Below are 24,574 nucleotides of genomic sequence, written 5' to 3'. Positions count from 1 at the left end.
AAGGGGTTTGTTGTTTTTGGTATGCGCTAAATATTCGATTGGCATATCATTTGTCTATTGTTAGGGAAAACAACTGTTTTTATATAAACAAGAATTAAAATTATAAATGATGAACGCATTAAGTAAACAAGGAATTGATCATGTTCCTATAGTCATCGATTCAAAAATTAGAGAGGACAAAAGAATTATTGATGTTAATTTCTCTTTTATTACAGAAGGAAAATTGGTTTCAGCAAATGATGTGATTAGAGGGTTGTGCATTAATTGTGATAAAAAAGCGCATTGTGCGTGGCAAGGAAATAATAAAGTGTTTTGTGAACATTATAAATAAGAGAAAATGATAGATATAAAAGAGGTAGCTAAAAAAAGTATGTTAGATAATGTAATGTATCAGTTTAATAAAACGGCTGATGCCATTAAATTAAATCCAAATATTAGAAATATTTTATCAATAACAAACAATGAAATTATTCTTCATTTTCCTGTAAAAATGGACACAGGTGAAGTTAAGATTTTTACAGGATATCGTGTACAGCATAATAATGCATTAGGACCATATAAGGGAGGGTTGCGTTACCATCCAACTGTAGATGTTGAAGACGCGAAGGCGCTAGCTATGTGGATGACATGGAAAACTTCATTGGCAGGATTACCTTATGGTGGTGCCAAAGGTGGAATTCAAATTGATCCAAGAGACTATTCTATAGGGGAACTAGAGCGAATAACAAGACGTTTTACTTATGCCCTAGGTGAAAATATAGGTCCCGATCATGATATTCCAGCTCCAGATGTTAATACAAATGAGCAAACGATGGCATGGATGGCAGATACTTTTATGTCTACTAAATCAACTTCGGAACGCTCTCGTAATCAACATGTAGTTACAGGAAAGCCAGTGGGATCTGGTGGGTTAGAAGGAAGAAATCGTTCTACTGGTTATGGAGTGTATTTAACTATTAAATTATTGTATAAAAGTAAGGGGGAAAACTTGAAAGGAAAACGATTTATTGTTCAAGGTTTTGGTAATGTGGGATACTGGACTTCTCATTTTTTAACAAGTGAAGGAGCAATTTTACTTGCTGTACAAGATGCTCACGCCACTATTATTAATGAAAATGGAATTACGGTCGAAGATTTATTTGAACATTCAAAACCAAGAAAAGGATCAATCAAGGGATTCGCAGGAGCTGAGGAAATTAATCCTGAATTGTTTTTTGGGCTTCCATGTGATATCCTTATTCCCGCAGCATTAGGAAACCAAATTACGGAGGAAAATGCTTATTTAGTAAAAGCGGATGTTGTGGCTGAAGGGGCAAATGGACCAATCGATATGGAAGGTGAAAAAATATTATTGCAAAATGGGATTACCATTATACCAGATATTCTATGTAATTCAGGAGGAGTGATAGGAAGTTATTTTGAGTGGTTGCAAAATAAGAATGGAGAACTTTGGCAATTGGAAGAAGTGATGCAAAAGATTGATAAAAAACTCACAGAGGTATTCTACAAAGTTGATGGACTAGTAATAGAGGGAAAAATTGATTGGAGAACGGCGGCATATATTTTAGCGATTACTAGGATTGAAACTGCTTACATTCAAAGAGGTATATTTCCATAATCGATTTTTAATTTGTTAAATTTAAATAGGGCCTTTATAGTTGCTCTTCATTACTATAAAGGTTTATTGTTACTATAACATGAATAAATTATGAAATACGGTCAATTAATAATAGATGAAAAGGAGTACGGTTTATTGATGCAAAGTATAGCGAATTCACGGAGTCACGAAGATCAGATTTATAGAGATTCAATCAAAAAATTGAAAGCCGAAATGTTGACGGCTAAGTTAATGAATTATAACACCATTCCGGAAGACGTGATAAGGTATAATTCAATTGTTAAGATCAAGACTCCATTTAATGTGGAATGCTGTTATCAAATTGTAACTCCAGAAAAGAGTAATATTAAACAAAATAAAATTTCGATTTTATCCCCAATGGCATTAGCACTTTTTGGTTACGCCAATGGAGATACAATTATTTGGAAATTCCCTACAGGTATTAATACGATAGAAATTATTTCAGTTTCACAAGAAAATTGCCTATTAAATAAAGAAATCATATGGAAGATTTAATTTATAAACACGAGACGGTTGAGGAGATTCAGATGAAGTTTATGGATAAAGATATTGAACTTTGGAAAGAAGACATTTCTATTATTAGGGTAGAAATTCTTTTTTTTAAAAGAATGTTGACTTCATCTATTTTTAAAAATTTGAATCCCAATCAACAAGGAAAAGATGATTTAATTAATGACTTGACGTATGTTAAAGAAATAAATGAATCCTATTACAATTTATTATTGGATTTTGTAAATAAGTTGAGTAAAATAAAGGAATGTGATGATGTTCAATGCGAAACATTCTATTTGAATAATCATACAAAGTTTAGAAAAGATATTGAGAGTCATTTTTCGGCTTATCGATTTTATAAGATGAATATTATTTTGTTTTTTGACAATTGTCTCGACGATAAAATATAAAAAAAGTTTGTGGTTTACTTTTGGTTGAAAACACATTTGGAGTAAATTCAAATGTGTTTTTTTATTGGTATAAAGCACTTATTTTTTGCCAAAGTACATCGTCAAAATCAGATAAAGCGAGATTGACATTATCTGCAGCATCTCCCATTCTGATGACTACCATATTCTTGCTAGGGATGATGTATATTTTTTGATCATTTTTACCTAATGCCATAAACATATCGTTGGGTGCAGAAGGAATTATACTTCCAGAGAACTGTAATTGTGATTGCGGTAAATGGTAGCTACTTTTTCCGTTCAACCACCATAAATAGCCGTAACCTAAATTGATGTTTTGTGAAGTGTTTGTGGTAGCATTAAAATAGTTTTCGTTTAGGATTGTAGTATTATCCCATTTTCCTTTATTGGCCATTAAAAGTCCGAAACGAGCCATACTTCGTGTTGTACTGGCATAAACGGAATTATTACCTGATTGAAACCAAGTGCCATCCATTCCTATTTTATCTCTTAATCTTGTATTGAAATAAGTGTTCCAAGTTTGATTTGATGCTTTAGCAATTACATCTTGTAGTTTTACGTATACATTGTGATAAGCCCAGCGGGTTCCTGCATCTGCTTTGTAAGTAAGACTTGCTGGATCTACTGCGTCGCCGTTGTCAATATCTTCTATTCCAGAAGTCATGGTTAGTAAATGTTTATTAGTAATCAAGTTTTCTTTGGATATAGGCAAACTAGTCCATCCTATGCCAATATAATCAGATACTTTATTATTAATGTTTAAGTAGCCTTCTTGTTCTGCGATTCCAGTGAGTGTTGAAGTTAATGTTTTTCCAGCACTTGCCCAGTACCAATTAGTTGTTGCTGAATGTCCGTTGAAATAGTTTTCCATTACAATTCGTCCGTTGACAAGGATGATGAAAGATTTTGAGTTTTTTAGTGCTAAATAGTCTAGTAATGGTTTAACTGCTGTTTGTTTCCAGTTTAAGCTGGCTATTGATTTTGTTTCCCAAGTTGTTCCAGTAGTTGGGGGAAAATAAGTAGTTTCGGTTGGTGCAGGTGTAGGAGTCGTTGTAGGTTCTGAGCTACAACCGATACACAAAAAAAGGATAAACAAACTAGAAATGGCTTTTGATATCATAGCAGGATACGTTTTTTGTAAGACCAAAAATATGCAAAATAGTTTAATGTGTTTTGCAATTTTTCTTTTGTTTGAGTTTTTTAAAGTTAACTTTGTAGTATTAAAAAAAAATAGAATTTATTTCCATAAATCCATAGCCCTGATGGAAGCGGCATCCCTCGCTTTTTTGCGAGGATACAGCGGACAGCAGGAAAAAGCTCCTAAAAAATAATTATATGAAAAACACGTTTAGAATTCTGTTACTATCTCTTTTTTTTGTGGGTTGTCAACAAAAGATTCAGCCTACTGATATTGTAAAAATCAATGGATATTGGGAAATTGAAAAAGTGGTTTTTGACAAAGGGGAAGACAAGGACTATAAGATGAATGAAAGCTACGACTATTTTGAAATAGCGAATAATAAGGGGATTCGAAAGAAAGTAATGCCACAGTTGAACGGAACATTTTTAGTTAATGATACGGATGAAAAGGTAAATGTGCGTTTTGATAAAGACAAAGTATATTTGGATTATGGGACTGATTATGCAAAATGGAGTGAGGAACTAATTGCATTGTCAGATAAAGAATTAGTGTTGAAAAATACAGAGAATAAGGAATATCATTATAAAAAAACGGGACCGATAAACTTGACAGGAGATGGCGAAAAGACTAAATAATCAGAGTACAGTAGGGGATGTTTTGAAACAAATAATCCAAGTGAATAAACTGCAACCAGGAATGGACCAAATTGATGTTAAAGACGCTTGGAGTAACTTGATGGGAAATGGGGTCAATAGCTATACCCGAAATGTAGTTTTGAAAGGAAGCACTTTGTATGTGGAGTTAACGTCATCCGTATTGCGTGAAGAGTTGAGTCATGGAAAGGCTAAGATTGTGAAAATGATCAATGAAGAGCTTCGGAGAGAAGTGGTAACGACTGTTGTTTTAAGATAATGATTTGCGATTGTTGATTAACAATTTCAGATTTCAGATTTTTCTGATTGTAAATAAAAAAATCCCGTCTCGATTTATTGAGACGGGATTTTATATTTTTTTGATGATTTTTAGTATCCAATCAGCGATTGAGTTCTAAAAACCGTAAAACTGAGTACTAGAATTGCTCTCTTCCTGCAAAATGGAAAGCACCTTCGATAGCTGCATTCTCATCACTGTCAGAACCGTGAACTGCGTTTTCTCCAATTGAAGTGGCGTATGCTTTACGGATAGTTCCTTCAGCAGCTTCAGCTGGATTAGTAGCACCAATTAGAGTTCTGAAATCTTCAACAGCGTTATCTTTTTCTAAAATAGCAGCAACGATTGGTCCTCTTGACATAAATTCAACTAATTCACCATAAAAAGGTCTTGCAGCGTGAACAGCATAAAATGCTTGAGCATCAGCAACCGTAAGTTGAGTTAATTTTAAAGAAACGATTTTGAAACCTGCATTAGTAATCATTGCAAGTATGTTTCCGATGTGTCCGTTAGAAACAGCATCAGGCTTAATCATTGTAAATGTTCTATTAGTAGCCATTTTTTATTTTTTAAATTTTGTGCAAAAATAGTTTATTTTGTTTAATAATGTTGCAATTTTCGCATTATAGTGCGCTAATTATATCTATAATGTAACAATTTCAAATGTTTGATCTAACGGATGCAACTGTGAAATTAATTTTGGGATTAAATTGGGTCCATTCTCGAGGTAAAATTCAGAAAAATTAATCTGGCGTTCCTGTAAACTTTTGTTAGGAAATAATTCGTTTTGTAATTCGGTTGCTCGTTCTATAAGTTCGCTGTATTTCCTTTTTTGTGCTTTAAGGAGCCTTTTTTCAAGGTTTTCTAATCCTTTTATTTGTTTTACTTCTTGTGCTTTCACTGCTCCCACAAATGATTTATCGGTTTGTTTTGCTAGTTCAAATAAGTCGGCGAACTGTTTTTGCAATTGCTCTTTTTGAACTGTTAAATCGATTGGGAACGGAGATGCTGTCAGCGTTACCTTATCAATAAGATTATTTTGTTTTGAAAATAAATCGGACCAGGTTAACTCTAATTTGTCGGCTTTTTTTATTTGTTTTTCGGTTGCTAGAAGTACGGAGTTTCGAACTAATAACATAGGAAAAGTAATGTTTACCCCCTCGAAAAAAGATTTTAATTCTAACCAATAGGCTATTTCTCCGCCTCCGCCTATGTAGCAAAGATTAGGTAGAATTACTTCCTGAAATAAAGGTCTCATGATTACGTTTGGGCTAAACATTTCGGGGTTTGAATTTAATAATTTTAAAATTTCGTCTTCTGTAAATTCAATTTTGGTGTTGTTTACTTTATACTTATTATTTTCTATAATGATACGTTCACGTAAATTATCTTCAATATAAAATAAGTTAATCTCTCTTGGATTTACTTGGATATTGTACTCATTTAATTTTTCTGTAGTTTCTAAAACTGCTTTATGAGATGTTTGCTGAAGCAACTCTTCTTTTATATAAGGAATGAAGTTTCTTTTTAAGTCTTTGTCATCTGCATCAAGGATTACTAAACCGTAGGTGCCAAAAAGAGCATTAGCTAAATGTCTTGTTGCATTGGCTAAATTGTGATGTTGTAGATACGCATCTTCAAATAGTTTTTTTAATGCATTTGCATTAGTGCTTGTCCCTAATTCTTGTTCGTATATTTTAAAGAAAGCTTCAAGACCTTCGGTAGATAATCGCCCTACTGGACCAGTGCTTTCAGTATTCCATCTGAATTTTTTACCTTTGAAATTAAAATAATTGATTTCTTCAAAATCATGATCTTCTGTAGCCATCCAATAAATGGGAACAAAATTATAGGCTGGGTATTTTGTTTTTAATTCCTCAGTAAGATTTATAGTAGAAATAATTTTGTATAAAAAATACAAAGGACCACTGAATAAATTGAGTTGGTGTCCAGTGGTTACTGTAAATGTATTATTTACTTTTAATGCTTCAATATTTTGTTTTGTCAAATGTGATATAGCTATAGAAGCATATTGCTTTTCAATAACAGAAGCCAATGTAGCTCTTGAGTCATTATTAAAATTAGCTTGTTTCTCAATGATTTGCGATTCAAAGTTTTCCAACTTTGGGAATCGATTGTATAAGGGTTGTAAATTTGATTTTTCGTCTAAATAATCATTCATTAAGGGAGAAAAATATCCAGAACTTTGATAGCTGATACAGTCGGTAGGCATAAGAGAATTTATTTGATGTAAAAATACCGAAAATTTTTGAAACAAAATATATTTGTTACTTTCGAAAAATAGTATCAATTTTATCGAAATATTTTAACATACAAATGAAAGATAATTTAAGTTCTAAGAAAGAAAACTCATTAAAACATGTTCTTTTTAGCAGTTTAATTGGTACAACAATTGAGTTTTTTGATTTCTATATTTATGCCAATGCCGCGGTTTTGGTTTTTCCACAATTATTTTTTCCGTCTTCAAATAGTACCAATTCAGTCTTACTTTCGTTAGCCACTTTTTCAATAGCTTTTCTTTCTCGACCATTGGGTTCAGCGGTATTTGGCCATTATGGCGATAAGATAGGTCGCAAAACAACGTTGGTAATTGCTTTATTGACAATGGGAATTTCTACAGTGAGTATTGGTTTTTTACCTAGTTATGCCAGTATTGGGATTGCTGCTCCCTTGTTGTTAATGTTGTGTCGCTTTGGTCAAGGAGTTGGTTTAGGTGGCGAATGGGGTGGAGCAGTGTTATTAGCCATCGAAAATGCTCCACCCAATAAACGGGCTTGGTATGGTATGTTTCCGCAATTAGGAGCACCAATAGGTTTATTACTTTCTGGGGGAACCTTTTTGATTTTGACAGATATACTTAGTCCCGAATCTTTCCTTGATTATGGATGGAGAATTCCGTTTATAGCCAGTTCTTTATTGGTTGTAGTTGGTTTTTACATCCGATTAAAAATTACTGAAACCCCCGCTTTCGAAAATGCTAAAATAGAACAAGAGGAAGTGAAAATTCCGTTTTTTACTTTATTAAAATTTTATAAAAACCAATTGATTTTTGGGACATTTGCGGCTATTACTACCTTCTTGGTATTTTATTTAATGACGGTATTTACTTTGAGTTGGGCAACCTCAGATTTGGGTTATTCCAAAAGAGATTTTTTATTGATGCAGTTGTTTTCAGTATTGTTTTTTGCCCTTTTTATACCTATTTCGGCTTTAATTGCGGATCGAATTGGGCGTAGAAAAATGCTTATTTATTCCACAATCGCAATTGCAATTTTTGGTTTTATATTTTCTTTTTTCATGAATTCAGGAAATCCCGTTCTCGTGACTTTATTTTTATGTGTTGGAATGACTTTAATGGGATTTACGTATGGCCCTTTGGGAACTTTTTTATCGGAATTGTTTCCAACCAATGTACGTTATTCGGGGACATCTTTAGCATTTAATATGGCAGGAATTATCGGGGCCGCTTTTGCACCTATGATTGCGATTTGGCTGGCGACACATTATAGTTTGACTTATGTTGGTTTCTATTTAAGTGCAGCCGCTTGTATCTCTTTATTTTCGTTGTTAATGATTAGTAAAAAAGAGCATAAGTTTTAGTTGAATTAGCGTTTTAAGCTAAAATGCCCTCGGTATTCTATGCCATTTGCTCTAGTTACCACAAACCAATAATCGGTTGAGGGAAGTTCATGTCCGTTGAATGTTCCGTCCCAAGCGTTGCTGTGCGTTAATTCTTTGATGAGTTTACCATATCGGTCAAATATTTTTACGCTTAATCCTATCTCATCTGCTGAAAATTTAACTTTCCATGTATCGTTAAATCCATCTTCGTTTGGGGTGAAGAATTTAGGATACGTTATTGATGAATCAATGTCAGTTACTGGTTGACAATTTGCATCTGCTAAAATTCGGGTATTTATTACAATACGACTGCTTTCACAATTATTTATAGTTTGTGACGCATAATAATTTATTCCGTCTTTTAGTAAAGTTGTTTCAAGTAATTCAGTGCCTCCAGTTTGTGAATCATACCATTTTATATTGTCACCGCTAATAATTACATTACTTAAAGTTGCATTTTGTTGTGTACAAAATTCCTGTGGAGAATTTGCTGTTGGTACTGTTTCAATGTTTATCACAACAGTAGCTGACTTCTTATCATCGCATCCACCAGTTCCTGTTATACTACAAGTGTATTGACCACTTTGTGATGCATTTGCATTTAATATGGATGGATTTTGTTCTAATGAATTAAAACCATTTGGTCCAGTCCAAGCATAATTAGTCCCGCCAGATGCAGATAGCTGTATGGAATTGCCCTCACAAATTGGAGAATTACTGTTAGCAGAAAGGTTTTGAGAGCACAATTGGAGTTTAACCACCCAAAAATCCTGTAGCCCACTTTTATTTTCTGTTTTATCTCCAGATATATTAGACTGTGACCAGCCTAACGCAACATAACCTCCATCTTTGGCTTGTACTATAGATTGTGTTTGGTCAAGACTATCACCGCCTACAGTTTTATCCCATTCAAATTGACCAGCTGCATCGAGTTTTACAATCCAATAATCACGGTCTCCCCTTGAAGCTTCAGTTTTGTAGCCTGAAATTCCCGAGTAGGACATGATGCCTAGAATAAAACCATTATCCGAGGTCATTCGGATATCTGCAAATACTTCAGTATCATTTGCTCCAATATTTTTTTGCCATAAAATTTGCCCAAAATCATTTAATTTGAGAATCCAAACATCATTAGAATTATTCAATGTATTTTCTGTTTTATCTCCAGAAATGTTGGAGAAAGAATCACCTCCTAAAATGTAATTGCCATCTGAGGTCGCTATTATAGATTTTAAATAATCTCCATTATTTCCTCCAATAGTTTTTTGCCAGACAATAGTACCTAAACTATCGATTTTTAAAACCCAGTAATCTCCTCCTCCTCTTGAATTTTGGGTTTTATCACCAGAAATATTTGAGTTTGAAGAGCCAGCTAATAGATAACCTCCATCAGCTGTTTTTAGTAGAGATTGAACCCAATCAGAATTATCTCCTCCAAATGTTTTTTGCCACATTATATTCCCGGATGCATCAATTTTAATAATCCACATATCTAGATTCCCCTTTGAATTTTCAGTTTTATCTCCTGAAATGTTAGAGTCTGAAGAACCTCCCATAAGATAACCACCATCCACAGTTTGAATTATTGATGTCAATCGATCTACACCACTTCCACCATAGGTTTTGTCCCAAATAATATTCCGGTTTTCATCTAATTTTACAACCCAATAGTCATCTTGTCCCCTTGAATTTTGAGTTTTTTCTCCTGATATTCCTGAAGAACTGTAGCCGCCAAGGATGTAACCGCCATCCTTCGTTTCTTTTGCTGAAGTTAAATGATCAAAACTGTTTCCGCCAATAGTTTTTTGCCATAATAAATTACCAGAAGTGTCATCAATTTTAATTAACCAATAATCACCTTCTCCTCTTGAATTTTCAGTTTTATCATCAGATATATTAGAATAAGAATATCCACCCAAAAGATAATTTCCATCAGTAGACAGTTCTATAAAATCACTCCAATCATAATCATTACCTCCAATTGTATTTTCCCATTGTATGGTTTGGGAACTCATTCGGATAGAAAAAAAGATTGAAATGATTAGAGAGAGGGCAATGAGTTTTATATTTTTTATCATTAATTTTAAGGTTAGTGATTTGGAAAAGGATTGTTTTTGTTGACTAAAATGCTGTTTTCGGGATTATCGTTTTAAACTAAAATGACCGCGATATTCTGTGCCATTTGCTCTAGTTACCACAAACCAATAATCGGTTGCGGGAAGTTCTTGTCCATTGAATCTTCCGTCCCAATCGTTATTATGCGTTAATTCTTTGATGAGTTTACCATATCGGTCAAATATTTTTACGCTTAACCCAATCTCAACATTTGAAAATTTGATTTTCCATGTGTCGTTAAATCCGTCGCCATTTGGAGTAAAAAACTTTGGATACATCAATAAATACACTTCATCAGTTACGGTTCCACAACCGTTTTTGTCTCGTACATGAACCGTATATTGTCCACTGATGATGTTTGTAAACTGAGGCTCATCTTGAAAATGAATGCCGTCGATGGAATATTCAAAATCACCAGCACCAGTTGCATACACTGTTATTGTATTTTGATTGTCGTTCCAGTCTTGTGTGTCAATTGAAGTTATTGTGGCGATATTGGATTGTCGTACTTCAAAATTCTTTGTACTTGAACATGAAATAGTAGAGTAATTATTAGTGACGGTAACAGAATAATTACCCGGATTATCCACATTTATGCTCGATGATGTTTCACCAGTTGACCATAAGTAAGTATCGTAATCCAAGCCTGCGTCAATAGTAATGGTATTGTTTTCACAAATAGGAACTACATCTGGGATTGTTATTTTAGGTTTCGACAAAAGAGTTAGTTTTAATTCGGAAATAGCATAACAAGGTGTATTAGAATTAATACGAACGTAGATTTTATTATCTCCTAAAGATAAATTAAAATTAGAAAAATTAGTAATTTGACTACTTACCAATTGATTTTCGGCAGCTGAATAATTTGAATAATACGAAAAAGTATATCCAGCAGTATTGGATATTAACTTTGAATTATAATCAGACAAATCCACTTTTTCAGAACCATCATTTAAATCATCACAAAACAATTCTGCATAATCATTTGCCGGTAAAGTACTGATAAGCGAAATTATAATGGCTAATTTATTTGTGCTCTCACAACCGTTTTCTGTTTGCGAAGCATAATAGGTTATACCGTCTTGCAAAGCGGTTGAATTGGATAAAAGAGTTCCACCAATATCATACCATTGTATAGCAGTTCCAGAAGCTACAATAGTATCTAAAGTTGGATTTTGACTTTTACAAAATGTTTGATTTGCACTTCCTGTTGGAGTGGGAGTATTTTGAATATTTATTAAAACAGAAATTCTATCACTTTCACAACCATCAATCGTTTGTGAAGCGTAATAGGTAATTCCGTTTTGTAAAGGAGTCCTATTTGCTAATAAATTACCATTAGTCAAAGCATCATACCATTTGATGTTTTGACCTATGATTGTTATTTCGTTTATTGTGGCATTTTGTTGGATGCAAAAAGTTTGTGTAGATGGAGCAGTTGGTAATGGCTGAGCAGTTATTGTAATAGTTTGATTTTGTGTTGATGTGTTTCCGTTTCCATCATTATATTCCCAAATAACGGTATAGTTGCCAGGCAAGCTGTACGAAAGCGGACTGGTGGTAGTCGCTGTAATAGTGCCTGCACATACATCAGTAGCAGTTGGAATTGTATTTATGATAGTTTTGCAATCTCCAGTTATTGTTGGAAGAAATGCAAGATTAGGAATGGGAGCCTCAATATCTCCAATGATTACATCCACTTTTTTTGTGTCATCACAACCTCCACTTCCAGTAATACTACAAGTGTATTGCCCACCATTTGAAGCTGTTGCATTAGGTATAGTAGGGTTTTGTATGGTAGATGTAAATCCGTTTGGACCTGTCCATACATAATCTGTTCCTCCAGATGCTTTTAGTTCTAAAGTGTTGCCAATACATATTGGGGAGTTACTAGTTACTAAAGCGCTTGATTCACAATCTTTAAACTTTATTAGATAGGCATCATTACCAGAATTATAAAGATTTGTTTGATGAGTATTTGGTGTTGCAATGTAATCTGAGCTACTTGTTGTCCCAGCTAGATAAATATTGCCATTGTTGTCGGTTGCAGATACATTTCCCGTACTTCCACCATAGTTTCCACCATAAAATGTGCCCCATTTTCTTTTTCCATTGTTATCAAAATTTTCTAAGTAAGCTTGAGCCCGTCCGTTATTATCTTCTTGATAAGCATTTGGAGTGGATATTGAAGGAATATTTATACTAGTAGTGCCAGTAAAATAAAGGTCACCATTTTTTGAAACAGATCCTTTTAGAGTTTCCGAAAAAAAATAAGTTCCCCAAATTTTATCGCCGTCTGAATTAAACTTAAAGATACAACCATTATTATCCGTAGCCCAAAATGAATCATTATATACTTCTTGAAAAACACCTGGGGTTGAAATGTTTGATAAACTTTGAGTCCAACCAAAAGTGTAGAGATAATTATTAGAATCAATTCCTAAAGAGAATGCATAGTCGTGTTTTTCGCCTCCAAAATAAGTACCCCAAATTCTATTTCCATTGGGACTAAATTTTATTAAAAAACTATCTGCATTAGAGTGACTAGGAGTATTTGTTGTATTTATTGAAGCGATATTATTTGAACTTGAGGTAATTCCTGAAAAATATAGAAATCCGTTGGAATCGATTTGAGAATCAGAAATGTAGTCGTCATCTAGTCCTCCATAATAAGTTCCCCATTCTTTATCTCCATCTGAATTAAATTTAGCAATGAATCCATCACTAAAATAGCCGTAAATAGGATTTAAACTAGGGTTGTCAATATTAATTTGATGTGCATTTGGAGTAGATATTTTTTTATCAGCAAATGTTGCTCCTGATATGTATATTTTTTCGGAAGAATCAATAGATAAGTTACTAATGCTACCCCAATAATATGTACCCCATTTTCTTTCACCATTAGTATCAAATTTCACAAAAAAGCCTGCCAGTTTTTGCCTTCCATCCTGAATAATTGAGTCGAAATTAGGTTCGAAACTATTAGGTGTAGAAATGTTATTGTCACTTAGTGTTTCCCCTACAATATATACATTTTGATTGTTTGAGACTTTTACTTGAAATATAATGTCCGCTTTTCTGCCCCCATAATAAGTACTCCAAACTCTTGTTCCATTACTCTTGAATTTCACTAAGAAGCTGTCATAGTCGCTAATTGAGGCATAATAGAATGTGTTTGCTCCAGCACTAGCAATATTATTGGTGCTAGTGGTTGTACCGGTTAAATAGATATAATCGTCTTTGCAAAAAAGAGATGTAGGAGTTTCTCCATTTTCTCCCCCAAAATAAGTCCCCCACAGCCTCACTGGAACAGGATCAATAATTACCGTTTTATTCGAGATAGCATTTGCTGTTTTAAATCCATACACATCTTTTTTAATTTTTGAATAAGCAACATTTATTGACTTTTTACTCATTCCGTCTTCGGTCCAACTGGCGGGAAGGGTTTCTTCCATTTCACCAAAACGAACTTGCATTTTGATTTTATTGTCAACCAATTCTGTTTTAGCACCATTAAATTTCAATTGTATATCTGATATGTTCCCTTTTGGATGTACCACAAAATTATATTCTACAGTTTTAAGCGTGTCTTTAGGGATGGAGAATACAACATCAATATTAGGGTAAATATTCTTGTAAGTGATTTGTTGGTATTGATGTACATTGATAACACCTTCTGGTTTATTGGGTATATTATAATAATTATCATAATCAGTAGATGCTTTGTTACTTACTAATTCAACATTAGGATTTGAATTTACAAAATCAATATCTACTCTATGAAAAACGTATTCTAAAGTATAATCAGGTACTTTTTTATCATTATTTTTTAATGAAGGGAATGCTCTTTTTTCTTCTAAACGTTGTTTTATAGGACGTTTTTTTGTTTCATATATGTCATACGAAAATCCATCCTTTCTCAGTTGAACATTTAATCCTCTAGTGTTTAATAGGTATTTAACGGTATTATTTGGTTTGCCATTTTGGTCAATAATTTGCCCTTTGTTTTCTTTAAAACCAATTGTTTGACTACTCTTTTGGGCAAAAGAAGCTAGAGTTATTAATAAAAAAAGAAAGAGTAATTTTTGTTTCATTTTTACAATTTGGCAATTGTAAATGTAATTAAATATCTACAAATTTTGCAACTATTTAATTTAGATAGGGTTTCATTTTTTGAATTGAATTACCAATACAATTAGTAGTAGCATCTTTTCGTGGAAAGAACACAAATAACCCTTATTTTTGCACAAAACTTATTTCCTTTGAAAACCAAACTTTTCCTCATTACCCCGCCGTTTACCCAACTGAATACACCATATCCGGCAACGGCATATATAAAAGGGTTTCTGAATACTAAAAATATTGATTCAGTTCAGGCAGATTTAGGTATTGAGGTTATTTTAAAATTGTTTTCGAAAGAAGGATTGCAAAGTTTGTTTGAAGTTGCAAGTTTAAAGTTTGCTACGCCAGTTCGACTTTCAGTCTCGGGTGAAGTTGGAGAAATTTCAGATAATTCCAAACGTATTTGCGCATTAAAGGAGGAATATATTAAAACAATCGATTCGGTAATTGCTTTTCTACAAGGTAAAAATCCAACCTTAGCTTTGCAAATATGTCAAGAGGATTATTTGCCAGAAGCTTCTCGTTTTGCACAATTAGAAGAACTCGATTGGGCTTTTGGGACCATGGGAACACAAGATAAAGCGAAACATTTGGCTACTTTGTATCTCGAAGATATCTCCGATTTCATTGTCGAATGCGTGGATGCAAATTTTGGTTTCAGTCGTTATGCTGAGCGTTTAGGAAGAAGTGCTAATTCTTTTGATGAATTGTACGAGGCTTTACAACAAGAGCCTACTTATATTGACACTGTTTTACTTTCTATTCTAAAAGAAAGGATTGAAACCATACAGCCCACATTATTTTTAATTTCAGTTCCCTTTCCAGGGAATTTATATAGTGCCTTTAGATCTGCACAATGGGTAAAAAAACACCATCCCGAAATTAAGGTTTCGATGGGAGGCGGTTTCCCCAATACCGAATTACGTTCGTTATCTGATGCTCGAGTTTTTGAATTTATTGATTTTATTACTTTGGATGATGGCGAAGCTCCTGTTGAGGAATTGATTGCCAATATTGAAGAACCCAATTACAAGTCTTTTAAAAGAACGTTTCTTCTTGAAAACGGAAAAGTAGTTTATAAAAATAATTCTACCAAAAGTGATTACAAACAATCCCAAGTAGGAACGCCAGATTATTCCGATTTGCCTTTGGATAAATACATTTCGGTTATCGAAATCGTAAACCCAATGCACCGCATGTGGTCTGATGGTCGCTGGAATAAATTGACTATGGCACATGGTTGTTACTGGGGAAAATGTACATTTTGTGATATATCATTAGATTACATTAAAATTTACGAACCAGTAGCTGCTAGTTTACTTTGTGATCGAATGGAGGAAATGATTGCGCAAACAGGTGAAAATGGTTTTCATTATGTTGATGAAGCAGCACCACCTGCATTGATGCGTGCCTTGGCTCTTGAAATATTGAGAAGAAAATTATCTGTGACTTGGTGGACCAACATTCGTTTCGAAAAAAGCTTTACTAAAGATTTATGTTTGCTTTTAAAAGCTTCCGGTTGTATCGCTGTTTCTGGTGGACTCGAAGTAGCTTCGGATCGTTTGTTAAAATTAATAGATAAAGGCGTAACTGTTGAACAAGTGGCTAAAGTCACTCGAAACTTTACGGAAGCCGGCGTAATGGTTCATGCGTATTTGATGTACGGTTATCCTACACAAACAATTCAAGAAACAGTGGACAGTCTTGAAATGGTGCGCCAATTGTTTGAAGTAGGCGTATTGCAATCAGGGTTTTGGCACCAATTTGCCATGACAGCACACAGTCCAGTGGGATTGTATCCTGAGAAATTTGGAGTTGTAAAAGAAACCGAAGTTATTGGGACTTTTGCTAATAACGATATTAATTATATCGACTCAACAGGAATCGACCATGATAAATTTAGTTTTGGATTAAAGAAATCGTTGTTCAACTTCATGCACGGTATCTGTTTTGATTATGAGTTGCAAGATTGGTTTGAATTTAAAATTCCGAAAACTAAAATCTCTCCCGATTTTATTTTTGATGCACTTCAAGAAAACGATGGTTTTAATATCAAACCTACAGCCAAAATTGTTTGGTTAGGAGGAACCCCTTTTGTAGACTATTTTACTAAAACTAAAAAAGGGAATTCTTGGGAAATGATGAGTTTGACTTTTCATGATAAAAAAGAAAGTTTTACAATTCAAACCAACAAGGAAGAGGGCGAATGGCTTGCAGAAATACTTTTAAAAATAGCTGTTTCTAATGCTAAAATTTATTCTTTCCAAGAAATTAAATCTGATTTTGAAACTCATTTTGAAGACTTTGAATTATTTTGGTATTCAAAACCCATTAATTCATTAAGAGAATTTGGGTTATTGGTGTTGTAGATTAATTTTTGATAGCTATACTAATTTAGCATAAAACTTTTCTTTTTCTTTTACGAAAACGTTTTCTTTTACTTATTTTTACCACCATAAAAATAATACTAATGAGTGATAGTTATAAAGTAAAAGTAAATGATTCTTTTTCATTTGATATTAATAAAGAAGAAGTTTCAAAACTCGATGCTGTAAATTTGGATTCCAATTCTGTCCATATTTTACATAAAAACAGTCCGTATAAAGCAGAAATTGTAAGTTCTGACTTTCTTCAAAAAACGTATACTGTAAAGGTCAATAACAACTCTTATGTTGTGGCAATCTCTAATCCGTTGGATGTTTTGATTAAAGATATGGGATTTGAAGTTGGACTTACCAAACAAGTCAATTTCATCAAAGCACCTATGCCTGGACTAATTCTAGAAATCAGTGTAGTGGTTGGACAAGCGGTACTTGAAAATGATAATTTAATCATTTTGGGTGCTATGAAAATGGAAAATAGTTTCCTGTCTCCTCGTGATGGTGTTATAAAAACAATTTCGGTTGTGTTAGGAGATGCTGTTGATAAAGGGCAGTTGTTAATTGAATTTGAATAAAGTTGTAAGAAACAAGAAGAAAGAGGCAAGAAAATAGTTAGAGAGGATTTATATTGAATCTAGCAGCGTAGCGGTCTTTCGTCTTTTATCTAAAAAAAATATGAAAAAAATATTAGTTGCCAATAGAGGGGAAATTGCTATTAGAGTAATGAAAACCGCCCGTAAAATGGGGATTAAAACAGTTGCAGTATATTCAACTGTAGATAGAAATGCACCACATGTAAAATTTGCTGATGAAGCGGTTTGTATTGGAGGAGCTCCTTCTAGTGAATCCTATTTGTTAGGAAGTAAAATCATCGAAGTGGCCAAATCTTTAAACGTGGATGCGATTCACCCAGGGTATGGATTCTTGAGTGAAAATGCTGATTTTGCCGAAGAGGCCGAAAAAAACAATATCATCTTTATTGGTCCCAAGTCGAAAGCAATTCATATCATGGGAAGTAAGCTAGCAGCCAAAGAGGCTGTTAAAAAATACAATATTCCAATGGTTCCTGGTTATGATAAAGCCATTACCGATGTGGAAAAAGCCAAAGTTGTAGCTAAAGAAATAGGTTTTCCAATTCTAATAAAAGCGTCAGCTGGTGGTGGAGGTAAAGGAATGCGTGTAGTAGAAAACGAAGCCGAATTTGAATCTCAAATGGATCGTGCAATTAGCGAAGCTATTTCTGCTTTTGGAGATGGTGCTGTTTTTATTGAAAAATATGTGGGTTCGCCAAGGCATATCGAAATCCAAATAATGGCTGACAGTCATGGAAATATTTTGTATTTATTCGAAAGAGAATGTAGTATACAAAGACGTCACCAAAAAGTTATCGAAGAAGCACCTTCCTCTGTTTTAACACCAGAATTGCGAAAAGAGATGGGTGAAGCTGCCGTTTTAGTAGCTAAATCTTGTGATTATCTTGGAGCAGGAACGGTAGAGTTTTTATTAGACGAAAATAATAATTTTTACTTCTTAGAGATGAACACCCGCTTGCAAGTAGAGCACCCCGTTACTGAATTAATCACAGGAACTGATTTAGTCGAACTACAAATTAGAGTCGCTAGAGGAGAAGAATTATCAATTAAACAAGAAGACCTGAAAATAAAAGGACATGCGATGGAATTGCGTGTCTATGCCGAAGATCCTATGAATGATTTTCTACCTAGTGTAGGTCATTTGGATGTTTACCAATTACCTGTTGGCAAAGGAATTCGTGTAGATAATGGTTTTGAGCAAGGAATGGATATTCCTATTTATTATGATCCAATGCTAGCAAAGTTGATTACCTATGGGGAAACACGTGAGGAAGCTATTCAAATTATGCTGGAAGCAATAGATGGTTATCAAGTAGAAGGAGTAGAAACAACATTGCCTTTTGGTAAATTTGTATTTGATCATGAGGCATTTCGTTCTGGAAATTTTGACACCCATTTTGTAAAAAAATATTACAATGCGGATTTGTTGAAAAACCAATTGGCTCAGGAAGCTGAAATCGCTGCTATGGTAGCATTAAAACACTATTTTGAAGATCAAAAAATCGTAAGATTACCAAATTGATTTTTAAAGAGTTATAAATAAAATTTGCGAATTAGCGGTAAAAAAAACAGTATGCAAGACAAAATAAATACATTAAACGATAAAATTGCTCAAGCTCATTTGGGCGGAGGCACAAAGAGGATAGCAAAACAACATTCGAATAAAAAATTAACGGCAAGAGAGCGTGTTAATTATTTAATGGACGAAGGTTCATTTGAAGAAATTGGAATGTTGGTAACACACCGAACTACCGATTTTGGAATGGAAAAGGAAATGTATTACGGGGATGGTGTCATCACCGGGTACGGAACAATAAATGGACGATTGGTTTATATTTTTGCACAAGATTTCACCGTTTTTGGAGGTTCGTTATCCGAAACACATGCCGAGAAAATTTGTAAAGTTATGGACATGGCAGTCAAAATGGGTGCGCCTATGATTGGACTGAATGATTCCGGTGGAGCTCGTATTCAAGAAGGGGTTCGTTCTCTAGGAGGTTATGCTGATATTTTTTATAGAAATGTGCAAGCTTCGGGTGTTATTCCACAAATTTCGGCTATCATGGGACCCTGTGCTGGTGGAGCGGTATATTCGCCAGCAATGACGGATTTTACGATGATGGTCGAAGACACCAGTTATATGTTTGTAACAGGTCCTAATGTGGTAAAAACGGTAACTAATGAAACGGTAACTTCGGAAGAATTAGGAGGTGCGAGTTCGCATTCAACTAAATCGGGTGTGGCGCACATCACTTCTACAAATGATGTCGAATGCCTAGAAGATTTGAAACGTTTGTTGAGTTATTTGCCACAAAGCAATAAAGAAAAAGCACATAATTTACCTTATGAATTAAAGGATGAGGTTCGTACTAAATTAGCAACTATTATTCCCGAAAATCCCAATAAACCGTACGATATGCACGAGGTGATTGGTGGAATAATCGACGAAGATTCATTTTATGAAATTCATAAAAATTATGCCGAAAATATCTTGGTGGGTTTCGCTCGACTAGGAGGTAAAAGCATTGGAATTATAGCCAATCAACCGATGGTTTTAGCAGGTTGTCTGGATGTGAATAGTTCAAAAAAAGCGGCTCGATTTACCCGTTTTTGCGATGCATTTAATATTCCGTTATTAGTTTTGGTAGATGTACCAGGATTTTTACCAGGAACAGATCAAGAGTGGAATGGAATTATAGTTCATGGAGCCAAATTATTATATGCTTTAAGCGAAGCGACGGTGCCTAGAGTTACTGTGATTACGCGTAAAGCCTATGGTGGAGCTTATGATGTGATGAATTCCAAACACATTGGTGCCGACATGAATTTTGCTTGGCCTACTGCCGAAATCGCTGTGATGGGGGCAAAAGGAGCCTCGGAAATTATCTTCAAGAAAGAAATTCACGATGCCAAAGACCATGAAGCTAAATTGTTGGAAAAAGAAGCGGAGTATGCTGATTTGTTTGCCAATCCATATACAGCTGCACAACGTGGTTTTGTAGATGAGGTAATCCTACCGCAAGATACTAGACGAAAATTGATAAAAGCGTTTAGTATGCTCGAAAATAAAGTAAGCGTAACTCCCGATAGAAAACACGGGAATATTCCTTTGTAAAAGAATGATAAGAATAGAAAAAACCATTCGCCACGGCGAATGGTTTTTTGTTTAATGTAAACTAACCACTTTTGTTATAGTCCATACATTATTATCATTTTTCCAAAAAATGATAAATTTACTCGCATGTGATGGCGTTCCTTCTTTCTCCCTATTATTATGAAATTTATGCAGTCCCATTTCTATTGCTCCAAAATCTTTGATGGGATAAACCTCAATGCTTCCTTTTACTAATTCCCGCGTTACTTTACCGCAAATATTTTTTTTAGTACCATCAATTAGTTCTTGTTTAACAGTGCTTAATCCCCCTTTGTCATGGTAAAACTCAATATTGTCCGCGTATATTGCTGCCTGCTTATCTAAATTACAGGTATTGTACGCTTGGAAAAATGTACTATCCATGGCAACTATGGTATTGTAGAGTTCTAGATTGTCTGGAATGTATTGGTATGCTGGTTCTTTAGTAGTGTACTTTTGAGCAGAACATACAGCTGTTGTAATTGCAAATAAGAAAATTAAAAAACAGGGTAGGCTATAGTTTTTCATAATTTATTTTAAATATTTGTAAGTGAATAAATAAGGCTTTTTAAATACAACTTAAATAGGTTTTGGAAATTTTTTTCTAAAATCAAAAACAATTTCCGAAGCTCCATTTTCCTGCAAATAATCTAATTTTTCTTTTGCATTATATAGCGTTGGGAATTCCCCTTTTTTGATCCACCACATTGCAGTATATACTTTGCCAAAAGTTTGAAACCATTCTTTTCTTCTTTTCAAAAACTCAGTATGGAAAGTTTTATAAACGAAATTTTCCAATGATTCCACGTTTTCCCAAACGGAAACATTTACAATAATTTGTTCGTCATTATACGGGTTCAATGAAGTCGCATTATTTGTATCATCTTTTAGTCTCCAAACAAATCCGGCACTGCTTTCAGCCAGTTCATTAACGGAATCTAAATTATCGACAAACTCTTTCATTATTGGGTCATTAATTGCAACTCCCTTCATTTTTGCAATATTAATCTCTGCAATTTGGTATTCTGCCATAGAATTATTTTTTCGTTATTTTTTTTGTTGATAATGTGATTGATTGGAGACTAAATTATGCATTTATTTTTGAATTTTATCTAATGATTTAGATATATAACTATTTGTATTTTTATTATTTTAATAAGAAAATCGATAACTTTAAAATTAATTACGCGTTTTTTTTACCAAAAAGGAGTGACAAAGAAGGAGTCTTTGTGTAGAAACTACATAATGATATTTTTACATTGCTATTTGACATTTTAGTATCTTTAATAAATAGACAAAATAGATAAGTTTGTGACATATGTTTTTATTTAACCCATAAATTATGATTTTGAAAAAATATAGATTTTTAATTTTATTCTTATCAGTTTCTATTTTTTCTATGGCTCAGAATGTCAAAGAAAAATCTAGTTTTTATCACTATTCAGGGAGAGTCGAATTACAAGACAATAATAAAGTAATCTTGATTAGTGCAGCTTCATCTGTTTCCTTTGATTTTGTTGGAAAGACATGTAAAATATTTTTACAAAATGTAACAGACCAACATAGTTTTATTGCCTTAGAATTGGATGGGAATTATATAGGCCGAGTTCGAATCGAAAAAGGGATAGCTCAGACATTTCCTGTAAAAGTTACTACCAATAAAAAAACACACCACCTTGCCATTTATAAAGCAACCGAAGCTTCAACAGGTGGGGTTATGTTCATAGGAACTACTGCAAAATTGATAAAAAGCACCACGCCAAACCGAAATAAAATTGAATATATAGGTGATTCTATTACCTCTGGATTTGGAAATGACACGGCCGAAATTCCTTGTGGGACGGGAGGTTGGTTTGATCAGCATAATGGATATTGGGCCTATGGAGCTATAGTTGCTCGTAGTTTAAATGTAGATTATGTATTGAGTTCTGTTTCTGGGTATGGGATGTATCGCAACTGGAATGACGATCATAAAGAGGAGCCTAATATTCCTGATGTATATGAAAATTTGAATTTGGATACCAATACTTCAAAGCCTTATGATTTTGCTTTCCAGCCTGATTTAGTGAGTATTTGTTTGGGAACAAATGACCTCTCAGATGGTGATGGTAAAAAAGAAAGGTTACCATTTAGTGAAGATAAATACGTTTCAAATTATATCGCTTTTATCAAAACGGTATATCAACATACACCTAATACTAGAATTGTATTGTTGAACAGCCCTATGGTTTCTGGAGATAGAAATGTAGTATTAGTACGTTGTTTGAAAAAAGTAATTCAAGCTTTTGAAAATGATGCAGAACATAAAACCATTGCTTTATTTGAATTTCAATCGATGCAACCAAACGGTTGTGGTTCACATCCTGATATTGCCGATGACAAAATCATGGCAAGCCAATTGACTCCATTTTTAAAAAAAATACTAGATGAAAAATAATTTAATTGCTTTTATACTTTTTCTAACGCTTTCTTCTTCTGCTTTTGCAAATGTCACGCTACCCAATTTGTTTTCGGATAATATGGTGTTGCAACGCCATACCGAAGTTGCCATTTGGGGTTGGGCGAATCCACAGGAAGAAGTAGTTATCAGTCCAAGTTGGAATAATGAGGTGTATAAAGTTAAAGCTTCAAATCAAGCAAAATGGGAAATTAAAATACCTACTCCAAAAGAAGGTGGACCTTATACTATTTCCATAAAAGGATACAATGAGATTGTATTGAAGAATATTTTGATAGGCGAAGTTTGGATTTGCTCTGGACAATCCAATATGGAGATGTCAGCAGCTTGGGGAATTGAGAATGGTGATGAAGCAGTAAAAAAGGCAATGAATCCCAATATTCGATTTTTTTCGATACCTAAATTGACAGCTACTGCACCACAAAATAATGTGTCTGGTAATTGGACGGAATGTACGCCAGAGACCATGAAAAATTTTAGCGCTACAGGTTATTTCTTTGCCAAACGCTTACAAGAAGATTTAAAAAATGTGCCAATAGGTTTGATTTCGTCTAACTGGGGAGGTACGCCAGCGGAGATTTGGACACCGGAAGAAGTCATTCAAAAAGATGCCGTTTTACTTGAAAGTGCTAAAACTAGAAAAGAAGAAACCTATGGGCCAAACCAACCGGGACGCGCTTTTAATGCTATGATTTATCCTTTGGCTGGATTCAAAATTGCAGGTGTGATTTGGTATCAAGGCGAATCAAATGTGGGTTCGACGGTTTATGATAAAACCTTTTCGGCTTTGATTACTTCTTGGAGAAAGTTATGGAATTACGAGTTTCCTTTTTATTATGTTCAAATTGCACCTTATCAATACGGAGAAGATCATTTTGGCGGAGTTGAAATTAGAAATGCGCAACGCAAAGTGTTACAAGAAGTTCCTAATACAGGAATGGTATTAACAACAGATATTTCAACAATTGAAGACATACACCCAAAAGACAAGAAGTCGGTAGGAACTCGATTGGCGAATTTAGCCTTAGTGAAAACCTATAAAACCAATACGGATTTGGTAAACGGACCACTATATAAAGACATTAAAATAGAAAAGAATAAAGTTATTGTTGCTTTTGATTATGCTGAAGGATTGCATTTTACAAATAAAAAATCAAATCAATTTGAGATTGCAGGTGCGGATAATGTGTTTTATACTGCAGAGGCTAGCATAAAAAACAATACGGTTATTCTAAAATCAAATATAGTACCGCATCCTGTAAAAGTTCGTTTTGCATGGACAAATATTGCACAATCGAACTTATTTAATAAAGCCAATTTGCCTGCTTCGTCATTTTTGAGTGAATAATGGAAGTGATTATTGACAAAAAAACGCAGCTTAATTACGCAGATGCTGCGTGAGGGATAGTAGGTGATATCCTCGTAGCGCAGCGGAGAGATAAAGCCGAATAGCCCGACCCGAAGTTTTTACGAAGGGTCACGCCCAAAAAAGAAAACCAA

General features: G+C 34.0%; 21 protein-coding genes. 14 read left to right on the top strand and 7 right to left on the bottom strand.

What is annotated here, in order from left to right; all coding sequences use genetic code 11:
• The first annotated feature begins 106 nt into the window (after positions 1–106).
• From AB3G39_RS13575 to AB3G39_RS13560, 4 genes are all read left to right on the top strand, one after another.
• Positions 107–331, top strand: coding sequence for a hypothetical protein (locus AB3G39_RS13575; protein WP_367768385.1), 225 nt, complete (start codon positions 107–109; stop codon positions 329–331).
• A 6-nt stretch (positions 332–337) separates the two neighbouring features.
• The gene (locus AB3G39_RS13570; protein WP_369765467.1) at positions 338–1,618 is read left to right on the top strand and encodes a Glu/Leu/Phe/Val dehydrogenase; all 1,281 of its coding nucleotides are present in this window, start codon (positions 338–340) and stop codon (positions 1,616–1,618) included.
• Positions 1,619–1,708: 90 nt separating this feature from the next.
• Positions 1,709–2,134 carry a GreA/GreB family elongation factor gene (locus AB3G39_RS13565; RefSeq protein ID WP_367768390.1) on the top strand — a complete coding sequence of 142 codons (426 nt, stop codon included), beginning with the start codon at positions 1,709–1,711 and terminating at the stop codon, positions 2,132–2,134.
• Complete coding sequence (locus AB3G39_RS13560) at positions 2,122–2,541, top strand: hypothetical protein (protein ID WP_367768392.1); 420 nt, start codon at positions 2,122–2,124, stop codon at positions 2,539–2,541. Before AB3G39_RS13565 ends, AB3G39_RS13560 begins: the two co-directional genes overlap by 13 nt.
• A gap of 61 nt (positions 2,542–2,602) precedes the next feature.
• Here the strand turns inward: AB3G39_RS13560 and AB3G39_RS13555 are convergent, their stop codons facing one another.
• Positions 2,603–3,679 carry a serine hydrolase domain-containing protein gene (locus tag AB3G39_RS13555; protein WP_367768395.1) on the bottom strand — a complete coding sequence of 359 codons (1,077 nt, stop codon included), beginning with the start codon at positions 3,677–3,679 and terminating at the stop codon, positions 2,603–2,605.
• Between AB3G39_RS13555 and AB3G39_RS13550 the strand changes: the two genes are divergently transcribed.
• The 3 genes from AB3G39_RS13550 to AB3G39_RS13540 are packed head-to-tail and all read left to right on the top strand — an operon-like array spanning position 3,663 to position 4,612.
• Positions 3,663–3,890, top strand: a complete 228-nt coding sequence (locus tag AB3G39_RS13550) for a hypothetical protein (RefSeq protein WP_367768398.1) — start codon at positions 3,663–3,665, stop codon at positions 3,888–3,890. The genes AB3G39_RS13555 and AB3G39_RS13550 overlap by 17 nt on opposite strands.
• Positions 3,891–3,894: 4 nt before the next feature.
• On the top strand, positions 3,895–4,335 hold the full coding sequence (locus AB3G39_RS13545) for a lipocalin family protein (RefSeq protein WP_367768401.1): 441 nt from the start codon (positions 3,895–3,897) through the stop codon (positions 4,333–4,335).
• A complete protein-coding gene (locus tag AB3G39_RS13540; RefSeq protein WP_367768404.1) occupies positions 4,316–4,612 on the top strand; it encodes a DUF721 domain-containing protein in 297 nt (98 codons plus the stop codon). Before AB3G39_RS13545 ends, AB3G39_RS13540 begins: the two co-directional genes overlap by 20 nt.
• A 157-nt stretch (positions 4,613–4,769) precedes the next feature.
• On the opposite strand, the gene AB3G39_RS13535 is transcribed toward AB3G39_RS13540, so the two are convergent.
• A complete protein-coding gene (locus AB3G39_RS13535) occupies positions 4,770–5,189 on the bottom strand; it encodes a nucleoside-diphosphate kinase (protein WP_367768408.1) in 420 nt (139 codons plus the stop codon).
• 84 nt (positions 5,190–5,273) lie between these two features.
• On the bottom strand, positions 5,274–6,863 hold the full coding sequence (gene bshC, locus AB3G39_RS13530) for a bacillithiol biosynthesis cysteine-adding enzyme BshC (RefSeq protein ID WP_369765466.1): 1,590 nt from the start codon (positions 6,861–6,863) through the stop codon (positions 5,274–5,276).
• Between the two features lie 104 nt (positions 6,864–6,967).
• On the opposite strand from bshC, the gene AB3G39_RS13525 reads away from it, so the two are divergent.
• Entirely contained in the window at positions 6,968–8,251 is a 1,284-nt protein-coding gene (locus AB3G39_RS13525; protein ID WP_369765465.1) for an MFS transporter, read from the top strand.
• A 5-nt stretch (positions 8,252–8,256) separates the two neighbouring features.
• Here AB3G39_RS13525 and AB3G39_RS13520 read toward each other — a convergent pair whose 3' ends face one another.
• Both AB3G39_RS13520 and AB3G39_RS13515 read right to left on the bottom strand, forming a co-directional pair.
• Positions 8,257–10,350: a T9SS type B sorting domain-containing protein gene (locus AB3G39_RS13520; RefSeq protein WP_369765464.1), complete on the bottom strand. Its 2,094-nt coding sequence runs from the start codon at positions 10,348–10,350 to the stop codon at positions 8,257–8,259.
• 63 nt (positions 10,351–10,413) lie between these two features.
• Complete coding sequence (locus AB3G39_RS13515; RefSeq protein ID WP_369765463.1) at positions 10,414–14,481, bottom strand: T9SS type B sorting domain-containing protein; 4,068 nt, start codon at positions 14,479–14,481, stop codon at positions 10,414–10,416.
• Positions 14,482–14,649: 168 nt separating this feature from the next.
• On the opposite strand from AB3G39_RS13515, the gene AB3G39_RS13510 reads away from it, so the two are divergent.
• The 4 genes from AB3G39_RS13510 to AB3G39_RS13495 all read left to right on the top strand — a co-directional run bounded on the left by AB3G39_RS13510 (position 14,650) and on the right by AB3G39_RS13495 (position 20,598).
• Positions 14,650–16,878: a radical SAM protein gene (locus AB3G39_RS13510; RefSeq protein WP_369765462.1), complete on the top strand. Its 2,229-nt coding sequence runs from the start codon at positions 14,650–14,652 to the stop codon at positions 16,876–16,878.
• 101 nt (positions 16,879–16,979) lie between these two features.
• Positions 16,980–17,465: an acetyl-CoA carboxylase biotin carboxyl carrier protein subunit gene (locus AB3G39_RS13505; protein ID WP_369765461.1), complete on the top strand. Its 486-nt coding sequence runs from the start codon at positions 16,980–16,982 to the stop codon at positions 17,463–17,465.
• A 100-nt stretch (positions 17,466–17,565) separates the two neighbouring features.
• On the top strand, positions 17,566–19,005 hold the full coding sequence (gene accC, locus AB3G39_RS13500) for an acetyl-CoA carboxylase biotin carboxylase subunit (RefSeq protein WP_367751941.1): 1,440 nt from the start codon (positions 17,566–17,568) through the stop codon (positions 19,003–19,005).
• Between the two features lie 51 nt (positions 19,006–19,056).
• Positions 19,057–20,598 (top strand): acyl-CoA carboxylase subunit beta, encoded by a 1,542-nt coding sequence (locus tag AB3G39_RS13495; RefSeq protein WP_369765460.1) that lies wholly within the window; start codon positions 19,057–19,059, stop codon positions 20,596–20,598.
• A gap of 51 nt (positions 20,599–20,649) precedes the next feature.
• On the opposite strand, the gene AB3G39_RS13490 is transcribed toward AB3G39_RS13495, so the two are convergent.
• Together AB3G39_RS13490 and AB3G39_RS13485 are read right to left on the bottom strand one after the other, a co-directional pair.
• A complete protein-coding gene (locus tag AB3G39_RS13490) occupies positions 20,650–21,144 on the bottom strand; it encodes a nuclear transport factor 2 family protein (protein ID WP_369765459.1) in 495 nt (164 codons plus the stop codon).
• 51 nt (positions 21,145–21,195) lie between these two features.
• Entirely contained in the window at positions 21,196–21,648 is a 453-nt protein-coding gene (locus tag AB3G39_RS13485; RefSeq protein WP_369753425.1) for a DUF3291 domain-containing protein, read from the bottom strand.
• Between the two features lie 310 nt (positions 21,649–21,958).
• On the opposite strand from AB3G39_RS13485, the gene AB3G39_RS13480 reads away from it, so the two are divergent.
• Both AB3G39_RS13480 and AB3G39_RS13475 read left to right on the top strand, forming a co-directional pair.
• Positions 21,959–23,053: a GDSL-type esterase/lipase family protein gene (locus tag AB3G39_RS13480; RefSeq protein WP_369765458.1), complete on the top strand. Its 1,095-nt coding sequence runs from the start codon at positions 21,959–21,961 to the stop codon at positions 23,051–23,053.
• Positions 23,043–24,422 carry a sialate O-acetylesterase gene (locus AB3G39_RS13475; protein WP_369765457.1) on the top strand — a complete coding sequence of 460 codons (1,380 nt, stop codon included), beginning with the start codon at positions 23,043–23,045 and terminating at the stop codon, positions 24,420–24,422. Before AB3G39_RS13480 ends, AB3G39_RS13475 begins: the two co-directional genes overlap by 11 nt.
• Positions 24,423–24,574 lie beyond the last annotated feature (152 nt).

This window comes from Flavobacterium sp. WC2416, from assembly GCF_041200095.1.
Taxonomy (GTDB): domain Bacteria; phylum Bacteroidota; class Bacteroidia; order Flavobacteriales; family Flavobacteriaceae; genus Flavobacterium.
Note: the sequence above shows the minus strand (reverse complement) of the source record. Positions and strands in the feature narration are given on the sequence as shown.